Consider the following 12416-nt stretch of genomic DNA (forward strand, 5'->3'; position numbering starts at 1 on the left):
GTTGCGCAAGGGTCTTCCTCGGGCATGCGCTCTACCTTCGCAGCGCATTCTTTTGCTGCCTTGCGAAAAGCAAGACGGGCGCACACATCATCGGCCTGCCGGTTGGCCACGGCCGGTCCCGCGCCGCGCCGCAGCATGGGCGCGGCCGGCCGGGCCACCGGCCGTCAGAACGTGGCCTTGACGCCGGCATAGGCGGCGAGCGGCATGCCGGGGGTCTGCATCTGGGCGTTGCTGAGGCCGAGATAGCCGGTGTCGAAGAAGGTGCCGTAGGTGGCGTAGGACTGGTTGAACAGGTTGTTGATGAGGCCGAACACCTGGACATTCGGCGTCACCTGGTAGGTGGTGCGGATGTTGGCGACCCAGTAGCCCGGCAGCATCGGATTCTGATTCGCCTCGTCGCCCACATAATATTGGCTGGACGCGGCGATGATGTCGCCGCCCACCATCCATTTCGGGGTGACCATGTAGTCGAGGCCGAGCTTCAGCGTCTGGGCCGGGATGCCCGGGATGGTGTCGCCGGGGGTCACATAGACCTCGCCGTCGACGGCGAGCGGATTGTTGGGCGAGGCGAGGAAGCCGGAGAACTGGAAGGTGGCGTCCAGATAGGCATAATTGGCGTAGAGCTTCCACGGCCCGTTGACATATTGCAGCCCGGCTTCGAACCCCTGGCGGCGGGTGGCGGGCACGTTGGTGTAATAGCCGTAGCCGGTCTGCTCGCTGGCCAGGGCGATGATGTCGTCGTCGCTGTCCACCCGGTAGACGCCCAGCTTCCATTGCAGGTCGCCGCCGAGCAGCTTGCCGGTGCCGCGCAGGCCCGCTTCATAGGTGTGCGACACCACCTGCTCCAGCGGCGGGTCGGCCACCAGGGAGTTTTCCAGCAGGCACGGCCGGTTGGGGTCGGCGCAATTGAGCTCGAGCGGGGTCGGGGCGCGGTTGGATTCCGAATAGCCGGCGTAGGCGGTGGCCTCCGAGGTGATCTTGTAGGTGATGCCGATGAGCGGGTTGATGCGCGAGAAGGTATAGTCGCCATTGAGCTGCGGGGCGACGCCCGACGCATCGGTCATGCTGATCGCCGCCACGTTCAGCCGGGCGCCCACGGTCAGGGTGGCGCGGTCGGTCATGTCGAAGGCGTTGGTGGCGTAGAGGCCGTAATAGGTGGTGGTCGCGTCGAGGTTCACCGGTGTGTAGAATACTTGGTACCCGTCCGGCAGGCTGTAGTTCGGCAGGTTGCTGAGATAGGTGCCGGTGCCGATGACCTGGAGCGAGGGCAGGCTGGTGATGCCAAGCTCGGTGTTCGACTGGAAATTGACGGTGCTGTGGTCGACGCTGCCGCCGATCACGAAATAATTGTCGTGGCCGATGAGCTTGTCGGTGCTCACCGCCTGCACCGAGCCACCATAGGTGGTGGTGTCGGTCCAGGTGCGGTTGATGACGCCATACAGGTAGCCGTCGGCCAGATCGCCGAACGGCACGGTGTTGCCGTTCTGGTCGTAGAGCACCATCTGGCCGCGGAACTTGGCGTAGAGCGGGTTGCTGGCGGGGGTGCCGCCGCCGGGCGGGCCGTTGAAGTCGTCGGCGTCGAGGCACATCTTGGTGTCGCCCACGCCCGGGTTCCAGCGGTTGGAGCACTCGTCCAGCTCGGCGTCGTTGCCATCCACATGCGCCTGCTTGAAGCGGCGCACATAGACGTTGCCCTGCAGCTGCCAGGTGTCGGTGAGGTCGTAGCGGCCGTTGAGCGCCAGCATCCCCATGTCGTTGCTGGTGGTCTGCGGCCATGTGTAGATCGAGGAATTGTCCACCGCCAGCATCTGCACCGGGGTGGGGCCGATCACGCCGAGGGAGTTGCTGGCGCCGCTGGCGACCAGGTGGACCTCGGCCTTGTCGCCCTTCCAGCCGAGGTCGGCATAGATGCGCGCCAGCTCCGAGGCCGATTGCTTGCGCCAGCCGTCGTCGCGCACCGCGTCGGCGGCGATGTAGAAGCCGAAGCCGTCCTTCTCGCCACCATATTGCAGCGATCCGCCGATCTGGCCGAACGATCCGCCCTGAAGCGAGCCTTCGAAGCCATGGTAGGTGAAGCCGTTCTTCATCTGCAGCGAGACCGCGCCGCCGAGAGCGTTGAGGCCGAACACCGGGTTGTTGGAGAACACGTCGGCCTGGCTGATGGCGACCTCGGGAATAAGGTCCCAGTTCACCGTGTCGCCGAACGCCTCGTTCACGCGGATGCCGTTCTGGTACACGGCGATGCCCTGCGGCGTGCCCTGCAGGGGCGAGGCGGCGAAGCCCCGGAAGCGGAAATCCTGGAAGAAGGCGTTGCCCTGCACGTCGGTGGTGTTGGCGCTCGGCGTGTACTGGAACAGCGCGTCGGTGGTGGAGAAGGAGAACAGCCGGTTGAACTGATCGGAGGAGATCACCGTGACCGCGCCGGGGATCTTGTCGGCGTCGATGCCGGTGCCCGCCAGCGGCGTGTTGTCCACCACGTTCACCGTCGGCAGCGCCACGGTGCCATCGGCTGCCGCCGGCTGCGCGGCGGCGGAGCCGGCCGCCAGCAGGGTGCCGGAAAAGCCCAATGCCACGGCGATGGCGTGCCAGGACGTGTGTCCCCTCATCTTCGATGCTCCCCCCAGTCGCTTCCCGATGCCGCCCGCCTCGCCGCCGTGGCGGGCTGGGTTGTGTTGTTGAAAGGCCCACAGGCGCGCGCCGCGTGGCTGCGCGGTGTCGTGGAACCTCTGATCTGGGACCATAGGGAAACACAGGTCGTAGTCAATCTTTGGAGTTTCTAAGAGGACGCCTCCAGCTGAAAGAAAATCACCCTGCATTGATCGCGCTGGAGGTCCTGGCATCCGCTTCAGTCCTGATCTCCAGTCGCCACAGGGCGGGGTTGCAGAAGGCCGGCGCGCCGGTGCGGGGCCATCCGGCCATGTTGCGCTGCGTAAGTCATCGCAAGTCCGTAGACAGTGGCTTAAGATGACTTCAAGCTGCGTCATGAAAACAATCCGCACGCCAATGGCGGGCGAAACAAGAAGCAAGGGGGAGGGGCGATGCTCACACGCCGCGCGCTGCTGGCGGTGATGGCGGGCGCCGCGTGTGCGGCGCAGGCTCCGGCGGGCGCGGGTGCCCAGGCGCCGCGCGCGCTTCGTCTCGGCATCCTGCAGTTCGGCACGGCGGCCTGGGCGCTCGCCGCCATGGGCGCGCTCGGCCTCGACGCCGCCCAGGGCCTGGTCCTCGACCCGCGCCGTGCCGCCAACACCGACGCCGGCCGCCTCGCCTTTCTCGCCGGGGCGGTGGACGCGGTGGTGAGCGACCTGCTGTGGGCGGCGCGGCTGAAGGCGGAGGGACGGGACCTGGTCTATCTCCCGTTCTCCACCGCCGAGGGCGCGGTGATGGTGCCGGCGGGCGGGCGGGTGAGGAGCCTGGCCGATCTGGCCGGCGCGCGCCTCGGCGTCGCCGGCGGCCCGCTCGACAAGAGCTGGCTGCTGCTGCAGGCCCAGGCGCGCACGGAGGGTCTCGACCTCGCGCGCGCGGCGCAGCTCGCCTTTGGCGCGCCGCCGCTGCTGGCGGCGAAGCTGGAGCAGGGGGAGCTGGACGCGGCGCTGCTCTACTGGACCTTCGCGGCGCGGCTGGAGGCCAAGGGCTTCGTGCGCCTCGTGGGCATCGCCGATGTCCTGGCGGCGCTCGGCATCGCCCCGCCGCCGGCCCTGGTGGGCTATGTGTTCGACGGCACCTTCGCCCGCGCCCAGCCGGCCGTGCTCGCCGCGTTCGCGGCGGCCTCGGCGGCGACCCTGGCGGCGCTCGGTGGCACCGGGGCGGCGCACGAGACGGCGTGGGCGGCGGCACGGACGGTGATGCAGGCCGGCGACGATGCCACCTTCGCCGCCCTGCGGCGCGGCTTCATCGCCGGCATCCCGCACCTGCCGGCCGCCGCCGATCGCGCGGCGGCGGCGCGCCTCGTCGCCGTGCTGGCGGCCCAGGGCGGGGGCGATCTGCTGGGGCCGGTGCGCGGCCTGCCGGAGGATTTTTACTGGAGCGCCGGAGCGCGCACGCCGTGAGCGCGGGGCGGTGGGCGGGCCTCGGCGTCAAGGTGGCGTCGCTGGCGGTGCTGGTGCTGGCGTGGCAGGCGGTGGCGTCACTGGCGGGCAGCATGGCGCTGCCGGCGCCGGGCGCGGTGTTCGCCTTCGTGGTTCATGAGGCGGTCGCCGGTGACCTCCTGGCGAATCTCGGGGCGACGCTCGGTCGGGTGGCGGCGGCGTTCGTGCTGGCCATGGCGGTGGGCGGGGCGCTTGGCATCGCCTTCGGCCGCAGCGCCGGCCTCGACCGGGCGCTCGATCCGTGGCTGGTGCTGCTGCTGAACACGCCCGCCCTGGTCATCACGGTGCTGTGCTACATCTGGCTGGGCCTGACGGAGACGGCGGCGGTGCTCGCGGTGGCGCTCAACAAGATCCCGAATGTCACGGTGCTGCTGCGCGAGGGCACGCGCGCCCTGTCCCCCGATCTCGACGAGATGGCGGAGGCGTACCGGCTGTCGTTCCTCGATCGCCTGCGCCATGTGGTGCTGCCGCAGCTGGAGCCGCACATCGCCGGCGCCGCCCGCTCAGGCCTGTCGCTGGTGTGGAAGATCGTGCTGGTGGTGGAGCTGCTGGGGCGGCCCAATGGGGTCGGCTATGCCATCTCGGTCTATTTCCAGCTGTTCGATGTGCGCGCCGTGCTCGGCTATTCCCTCGCTTTCATGTCGGTGATGCTGGCCGTGGAATATTTCGTTCTGCAACCGTTCGAAGCCCATGCCCGCCGCTGGCGTCCCGGTGCGCGCTGAGGCGGCCGCGCCGCTGCTGGAGGCGCATATCGCCGCCAAGCGTCACCGCGGGCCGGATGGCGGCGCGGTGGAGGTGGTGCGCGACCTGCGCCTCAGCCTGGCGCGGGGCGAGTTCGTCTGCCTCATCGGGCCGTCCGGCTGCGGCAAGACCACCACCCTGCGCGTTCTCACCGGCCTCGACCGCGACTTCGACGGCGTTGTGCGCCCCGATCCACGCACGCTCTCCATCGGCATCGTCTTCCAGGAACCGCGCCTGCTGCCGTGGCGCACGGTGGAGGAGAACATCCGCCTGGCGCTGCCCCGGGCGCAGCGGCGGCGCGATCTCGGCCCGCTGCTGGCCGCGTGCGGCCTAGCCGCCCACGCCGGCGCCTATCCCCATGCCCTGTCGCTGGGGTTGGCGCGGCGGGTGGCGCTGGCCCGGGCGCTGGCGGGGCAACCGGACCTGCTGGTGCTCGACGAGCCCTTCGTCTCGCTGGACGCGCGCGCGGCCTCGGACCTGCGCCAGCATGTGCGGCGGGCGGCGGAGGACAGCGGCACCGCCGTTCTCATGGTGACCCACGACGTGCGCGAGGCGCTGGCGCTGGCTGACCGGCTGGTGCTGCTGGGCCAGCAGCCCGGCCGGGTGATCGGCGAGATGACGCCGGACCGTCCGCGCGGCGCCCGCGACCCCGACTGGATCGAGCGGCGGCGCGCGGACCTCGCCGCGCGCTATCCCATGCTGCGGGGCCCTTAGAGCGGCGCTGGCGCGGGCCGGGGACGCTTCAGGGGGACGCGGTCGCCACCGATTCGCGCCGCCGGTGGCCAAACCGGTCCCTGGCGCGGCGCGGTCGCGTTCGACACCATGGCCGAGGCCGCTCCGGCGCCTGGAGCGGAACAAGCGGCGGCGAAGACCGCGGGAGGAGACACCATGTCCGGTCACATGCGGCGACTCGCCGTTGCTCTCTTAATGGTTCTCGGCACGGGGGCGCCGCTGGCGGCGGCGCAGGAGACGCGGCAGGACGCCGGGCAGGACGCGCCGGTGGCGCCGGTCACGCCCCTGCCGGTGGTGGAGGTGGCGCCCCTGCCGGTGGTGGAGGTGGCGCCCGGCGTGTGGGTGCACCAGGCGCCCTACGCGCTGGCGCTGCCGCGCAATCTGGGTTTCGTGGGCAATGCCGGCTTCATCATCGGCCGTGACGGGGTGGCGGTGGTGGACACCGGCGGCTCGCTGAAGGCCGGCGAGCAGCTCAAGGCGGCGGTGCGGGCGCGCACCGACCGGCCGATCCGCTATGTCATCAACACCCACATGCACCCCGACCACGTGCTGGGCGACGCCGCCTTCGCGGCGCCGGGCGTGACCTTCATCGGCCATCGCGTCCTCCCGGAGGCGCTGTCGGCCCGGGCCGAGAGCTATCTGGAGGCCACGCGACGCCTGATCGGCGAGGATGCCGCCGCCGGCACCCGCGTGGTGCTGCCGGACGTCACCGTGACCGAATCGCTGACGCTGGATCTCGGCGACCGGCCGCTGCTGCTGGAGGCCTGGCCGACCGCCCACACCGCCACCGATCTCACCGTGCTCGACCTGCGCACCGGCACCTGGTTCCTGGGCGACCTCTTGTTCCTGGGCCATGTGCCGGCGCTCGACGGCAAGGCGCTGGGCTGGATCGCCCTGCTCGAGACCCTGAAGGGGCGGCCGGCGGCACGGGTGGTGCCGGGCCACGGGCCGGCGGCGCAGCCCTGGCCGCAGGCGGCCGAGCCCACCGAGCGGTATCTCCGGCGCCTGGTGGCGGATGTGCGCCGCATGGTGCGCGACGGCGGGACCATGCGTGATGCAGCGCGGGAGGCCGGCCGCGCCGAGGCTTCCGACTGGAGCCTGTTCGACGAATTCAACGCGCGCAACGCCACCAGCGCCTTTCACGAGCTGGAATGGGAGTGAGGCGCGCGCGTGTCGCGGCGGCGGTTCTGCCGGTAAATGCGGCGCTGCGGCGAGGAAAAGAAGTTTACTTCGCACATGCAATATAGAAGGACCCTATCGCTCCACAATTGGTGTATTGCGTCCGAGAGGAACTTTGCTTACGTTCCTCACAGCTTCGGCTTCAACGGTATCGCGCGGGGAACGCGGTACTGGTTCGCAGGCCTGCGGGACAGCTTTTAACCGCAAGGCTTCAGGGCATCACGCCGGTCGTGACACGCTGCCGAAGTAGATGGAATCCCCCAAAGGCGAAAACAACGCTCAGTGCGTTTCCGTTCCACGGGCTGTGGAGGCGGGCGCGCATCCATCGGAGGAAGCCCAGATGAAGCGAGTTTTTACGGTGACCGCCGTGGCGGCGTGCAGCGCTTTTTTCGGCGCGCCGGCCATGGCCAACGACGGTGTTCTCAAGCTCACCCAGGATCCCAACCAGTGGGTTCTCCAGACCGGTGACTATGCCAACACCCGCCATTCCAAGCTGAAGCAGATCACCGCCGACAATGTGAACAAGCTGCAGGTGGCGTGGACCTTCTCCACCGGCGTGCTGCGTGGCCACGAAGGCTCGCCGCTCGTGGTGGGCGACGTGATGTATGTGCACACGCCGTTCCCGAACGTGGTCTATGCCCTCGACCTGAAGGACGAGGGGCGGATCATCTGGAAGTATGAGCCGAAGCAGGATCCGAACGTGATCCCGGTGATGTGCTGCGATACGGTCAATCGCGGCCTCGCCTATGCCGACGGCAAGGTGTTCCTCCATCAGGCCGACACCAAGGTGGTGGCGCTCGATGCCAAGACCGGTAAGGCGCTGTGGTCGGCGGTGAACGGCGATCCCAAGAAGGGCGAGACCAACACCGCCACCGTGATCCCGGTGAAGGACAAGCTGCTGGTGGGCATCTCCGGCGGCGAGTTCGGCGTGCGCTGCCACATGACCGCCTACGATCTCAACACCGGCAAGCAGATCTGGCGCGCTTACTCCACCGGCCCGGACAACGAAATCCTGTTCGATCCGGAGAAGACCACCGAGCTCGGCAAGCCGGTGGGCAAGGATTCGAGCCTGAAGACCTGGCAGGGCGACCAGTGGAAGATCGGTGGCGGCTGCACCTGGGGCTGGTATTCCTACGACCCGGAAACCAACCTCGTCTATTACGGCTCCGGCAACCCCTCCACCTGGAACCCGGCCCAGCGCCCCGGCGACAACAAGTGGTCCATGACCATCTTCGCCCGTGACGCCGACACCGGCACGGCCAAGTGGGCCTACCAGATGACCCCCCACGACCAGTGGGACTATGACGGCGTCAACGAGATGATCCTGGTGGACCAGGAGATCGACGGCAAGAAGCGGCCGCTCCTCGTTCACTTCGACCGCAACGGCTTTGGCTACACCCTGGACCGCAAGACAGGCGAGCTGCTGGTGGCGGAGAAGTATGACCCGGCGGTGAACTGGGCGTCCAAGGTGGACATGGACAAGAACAGCCCGACCTTTGGCCGGCCGCTGGTGGTGGAGAAGTATTCCACCGCCAAGAACGGCGAGGACGTGAACACCACCGGCATCTGCCCGGCGGCCCTGGGCACCAAGGACCAGCAGCCGGCATCGTTCTCGCCCGAAACCGGCCTGTTCTACGTGCCCACCAACCATGTGTGCATGGACTATGAGCCGTTCCGCGTGAGCTACACTCCGGGCCAGCCCTATGTGGGCGCCACCCTGTCCATGTTCCCGGCGCCCAACAGCCACGGCGGCATGGGTAATTTCATCGCCTGGGACGCCCGCAAGGGCAAGATCGTGTGGACCAAGCCGGAACAGTTCTCGGTGTGGTCGGGCGCGCTCTCCACGGATGGCGGCGTGGTGTTCTACGGCACCCTCGAAGGCTATCTGAAGGCGGTGGACGCCAAGACGGGCAAGGAACTCTACAAGTTCAAGACCCCGTCCGGCATCATCGGCAACGTGATGACCTATACCCACAACGGCAAGCAGTACGTGGCGGTGCTCTCGGGCGTCGGCGGCTGGGCGGGCATTGGCCTCGCCGCGGGCCTCACCGATCCGAACGCCGGCCTGGGCGCGGTGGGCGGCTATTCCGCTCTCAGCAGCTATACCGCCCTCGGGGGCCAGCTCACGGTGTTCGCGCTGCCGCAGTGATGCGGCCGACCGCCTGAGACATGGCTGCGACGCCGGCACGGCTCCCTCCCGTGCCGGCGTCCTTCGCAAAACCCAAGGAGGGGCACGGCTTCACTCAGTGCATCGCGTGGCCTGTCGCGCCGCGAACGGAGTCGTGCGCCCTTCCCCCGTCTTCGTGCCTGGAGAGAGCGTGTGTTGTCATCTGCCCTTATGAAGCGCGTCGGTCCGGTTGCCTTCGCCGCGGCGCTGCTGCCGCTTTCCGCCGCGCTGGCGCCCTCCGTGTCGCTGGCCGAAACCCCGACCTTCAGCAAGCAGGGCGATCCCACGCCCGTGAAGGACGAGGACGGCAAGTATTACGATGCGTCCGGCGCACCCACCTACAAGATCCAGCCCGACGGGACGGTCGACTGGTTCACCTACTCCGGGTATCGCCGGTACCATGCCGAATGCCACGTCTGCCATGGACCGGACGGCATGGGCTCCACCTACGCGCCCGCGCTCATCGAATCGCTGAAGACCATGGACTTCGATCACTTCCAGGAAGTGGTGGTGGGCGGACGGCAAAACGTGGGAGGTGGCAATGAAAAGGTCATGCCGTCCTTTGGACTCAACAAGAACGTCATGTGCTACCTCGACGACATCTATGTCTATCTCCGGGCCCGCTCCGATGGCGCGCTCGGCCGCGTGCGGCCGCCCAAGCGCGAAGACAAGACCGCCGGAAGCACCGCCACCGAAAAGGCCTGCCTCGGCGAGTGAGGGCTTCGCCCATCTGGTGGCTTCGCTCGGCACGGCGGGGCTCGCGGCCATCCTGCTGCTGAGCTCCTCCGGCGCCCACGGACAGAGCATCCCCAATTCGGTGTCGGCGGAGGCCTTGAGGGTGTGCGCCGACCCCGCCAACATGCCCTTCACCGACCGCAAGGGAGAGGGCTTCGAGAACCGCATCGCCGAGATCGTCGGCGACGCGCTCAAGGTGCCGGTGCGCTATTATTACATGCCGCAGGGGCCCGGCTTCGTGCGCAACAGCCTCGGTAAGCGCCTGTGCGACGTGGTCATCGGCTATGCGGCCGGCGCCGATCCGGTGCTGCATACCAATCCCTATTACCAATCGGTCTACGTGCTGGTGGTGAAGGCCGGCGGGCCCCTGGACGGGGTGGACCGCCTGGGCGATCCGCGCCTGAAGGGCGCGCGCCTGGGGCTGGTGGCGGGCACGCCGCCCGCCGACCACCTGCTGGAGCTGGGAATGCTCGGCACGGCGCGGACCTATTCGCTGCTGGTGGATCGCCGCTTCGATTCGCCGGCGGAGGAGATGTTGGCGGACCTTGCCAAGGGAGAGCTTGACGGCGCCCTGCTGTGGGGGCCGAGCGGCGGCTATTTCGCGAAGCACGCGGCGGTGCCGATGAAGGTGGTGCCGCTGCTCCACGAGGCCGAACGACCGCCGCTCGCCTACCGGATCACCATGGGCGTGCGCCCCACCGATCACGACTGGAAGCAGGTCTTGAACGAGGTGCTGCGCAGCCGCGCCGACCAGATCAACGCGGTCCTGCTCGACTACGGCGTGCCGCTGCTGGATGAGGATGACCAGCTGGTGACGGCGGCGGTGCCGGCACCGGGGAACCGGGCGCCATGATCGCCGGGACCGGCAGCACCCGGGCCAGCCGAGTCCGGACCGAGGGCCGGCGAGGGCTGCGGGCCGGGTGGCTTGGCCTATGCGTGGCGGCCGCGCTCGCGGCCAGCGCGCTCGGCGGCCCCCTTGATGCCGCTCATGCGGCGGAGCCGGCTGCGGCCGGCGGTGCCAGTCCCGGCGAGCCCGCCGGCTACCGCTTCGAGCCGTATCGGGCGCCGACCCCCTCGACCCTTGCGGGGGCGCGGGTGCTGACGACGGCGGAGGCCGAGGCCTTGTGGCGCTCCGGTGGGGCGGTGTTCGTGGATGTGCTGCCGCGCCCGCCGCGTCCCGCCGCGCTGCCGGCGGGCACGGTGTGGCGGGATGCGCCGCACGACAGCGTGCCGGGCGCCCATTGGTTGCCGAACGTGGGCTTCGGCGCCCTGGATGCCGGCACCGAACGTTATTTCCTGGAGGGGCTTACGGCGCTGACGTCCGGCGATCAACAGGCCAATATTGTGATATTCTGCCTGAAGGACTGCTGGATGTCCTGGAACGCCGCCAAGCGCGCCATCGCTGCCGGTTACGCCCGCGTGGCGTGGTTTCCGGAGGGGTTGGACGGCTGGAAGGCCGCGGGCCTGCCGGTGGCGACCCTCGATCCCTGGCAGCCTGATGCCGCGCGCTGAACGACGCGGCGGAGCGGCGGTGCTGTGCCGCCCGGGAAAGGGAGAGATGCCATGACGCGAGATATGGTCCGGCCGGTCGTCCGGCGGGCGGTGGGATGGTCCGGCGCCCTGGCGCTGGTGGCGATGCTCGCCGCTCCGGGGCCTTTGACGGCCGCCGAGGTTTCCGCTCCAGACGCGGGAGTGGGTGCCCCGGAGCGCGGCCCGGCGGGGGACGCTCCGCGTCGTCCGGTCGCGTCTCAGGATGTGGAGCGGGACGCCGGAAGGGACGCCACTTGGCGCACCATCGCCCCGGACATCTTCCCCGGGCGGCAGATTGGCGCCGCGGAGGGGCTGGTGGCACTCGATGCGCCGGGCCGGGCGGAGGATGCGGCCCTGGTTCCGCTCACCGTGGCGCTCACGCTTCCGGCCGGTGACCCGCGCCGCTTTCGGGCCGTGACGGTGGTCATCGACGAGAACCCCTCGCCGGTGGCCGGCCGGTTCACCTTCGGTCCCGACCAGGGGGATTTCGTTCTGTCCCTGCGGGCGCGGGTGAATTCCTATTCCCAGGTGCGCGCGATCGCGGAGACGGACGACGGCGCGCTGCACATGGCGACGGTGTTCGTGAAGGCAGCGGGCGGCTGTTCGGCGCCGGCGACCAAGGACACCGCCGAGTCCATCGCCCACCTCGGCGACATCCGCTTCCGCTCATTCGCGGAGGCAGGCCGGGCCGAAGCCCAGGTGCAGATTCGCCACCCCAACTTCTCGGGCCTGCAGATGGACGAGGCGACGCGCGGCTACACGCCGGCCTGGTTCGTCCGCGAGGTGGCCATCACCCAGGGCGGACGGCTGCTGCTGGGCATGGAGGGCGGGATTTCCATCAGCGAGGACCCCACCTTCCGCTTCACCTATCATCCCTCCACGGCGCCGGTGACGGTGCGCGGCGAGGATACGGAAGGCAAGGTCTTCAGCCGCACCTTTCCCGGCGGCGGCAGTTAGAGTGGTTTTTCTGGTTTCCGATTCGGGTTGGTTTTCCCAAACGTCGCGAACAGTGCGAGTGCCTTGTCGCGAGCGCGGCGGGGGTGGCGCATGGCGCGCGCCTACAGCCAGGATCTGCGGGATCGGGTCATCGATGCGGCGTTGTCGGGGAACTCAGCACGGCAGGCCGCGGCGCGGTTCGGCATTGGCCTTGCGACCGCGATCGTCTGGGTGCGTCGGGCGCGGCAGGACGGCGAGGGCGGGGCGCGCAGGCAGGGCCAGCCACGCCGCTCGAAGCTCGACCCGCATCG

At 69.2% G+C, this 12416-nt stretch carries 10 protein-coding genes and 1 pseudogene; 10 read left to right on the forward strand and 1 reads right to left on the reverse strand.

Translation table 11 applies throughout. The features are described from left to right. Positions 1-164: 164 nt before the first annotated feature. Positions 165-2606 carry a TonB-dependent receptor gene (locus tag V5F53_RS17515; protein ID WP_393996114.1) on the reverse strand — a complete coding sequence of 814 codons (2442 nt, stop codon included), beginning with the start codon at positions 2604-2606 and terminating at the stop codon, positions 165-167. 432 nt (positions 2607-3038) lie between these two features. On the opposite strand from V5F53_RS17515, the gene V5F53_RS17520 reads away from it, so the two are divergent. The 10 genes and pseudogenes from V5F53_RS17520 to V5F53_RS17565 form a co-directional block, all read left to right on the forward strand. Continuing rightward, positions 3039-4046, forward strand: a complete 1008-nt coding sequence (locus tag V5F53_RS17520) for an ABC transporter substrate-binding protein (RefSeq protein WP_393996113.1) — start codon at positions 3039-3041, stop codon at positions 4044-4046. Further along, positions 4043-4807 (forward strand): ABC transporter permease, encoded by a 765-nt coding sequence (locus V5F53_RS17525; RefSeq protein ID WP_393996112.1) that lies wholly within the window; start codon positions 4043-4045, stop codon positions 4805-4807. Before V5F53_RS17520 ends, V5F53_RS17525 begins: the two co-directional genes overlap by 4 nt. After that, the gene (locus V5F53_RS17530) at positions 4776-5540 is read left to right on the forward strand and encodes an ABC transporter ATP-binding protein (RefSeq protein ID WP_393996111.1); all 765 of its coding nucleotides are present in this window, start codon (positions 4776-4778) and stop codon (positions 5538-5540) included. The genes V5F53_RS17525 and V5F53_RS17530 overlap by 32 nt, the downstream gene beginning before the upstream one ends. A gap of 174 nt (positions 5541-5714) precedes the next feature. Further along, positions 5715-6719: a quinoprotein relay system zinc metallohydrolase 2 gene (locus V5F53_RS17535; RefSeq protein WP_393996110.1), complete on the forward strand. Its 1005-nt coding sequence runs from the start codon at positions 5715-5717 to the stop codon at positions 6717-6719. A 358-nt stretch (positions 6720-7077) separates the two neighbouring features. Then, positions 7078-8886 (forward strand): lanthanide-dependent methanol dehydrogenase XoxF5, encoded by a 1809-nt coding sequence (gene xoxF5, locus V5F53_RS17540; RefSeq protein ID WP_393996109.1) that lies wholly within the window; start codon positions 7078-7080, stop codon positions 8884-8886. Between the two features lie 258 nt (positions 8887-9144). Next, entirely contained in the window at positions 9145-9621 is a 477-nt protein-coding gene (locus V5F53_RS17545) for a c-type cytochrome, methanol metabolism-related (protein ID WP_393996266.1), read from the forward strand. A 16-nt stretch (positions 9622-9637) separates the two neighbouring features. Further along, on the forward strand, positions 9638-10492 hold the full coding sequence (locus V5F53_RS17550; protein ID WP_393996108.1) for a substrate-binding domain-containing protein: 855 nt from the start codon (positions 9638-9640) through the stop codon (positions 10490-10492). Positions 10493-10575: 83 nt separating this feature from the next. Continuing rightward, complete coding sequence (locus V5F53_RS17555; RefSeq protein WP_393996107.1) at positions 10576-11151, forward strand: PQQ-dependent catabolism-associated CXXCW motif protein; 576 nt, start codon at positions 10576-10578, stop codon at positions 11149-11151. 51 nt (positions 11152-11202) lie between these two features. After that, positions 11203-12126, forward strand: a complete 924-nt coding sequence (locus V5F53_RS17560; RefSeq protein ID WP_393996106.1) for a quinoprotein dehydrogenase-associated SoxYZ-like carrier — start codon at positions 11203-11205, stop codon at positions 12124-12126. A gap of 90 nt (positions 12127-12216) precedes the next feature. After that, positions 12217-12348 (forward strand): annotated as a pseudogene (locus V5F53_RS17565) (IS630 transposase-related protein); the annotation flags it as partial. Positions 12349-12416: the final 68 nt, after the last annotated feature.

The sequence above is a fragment of the Xanthobacter cornucopiae genome, assembly GCF_043195065.2.
Lineage (GTDB): Bacteria > Pseudomonadota > Alphaproteobacteria > Rhizobiales > Xanthobacteraceae > Xanthobacter.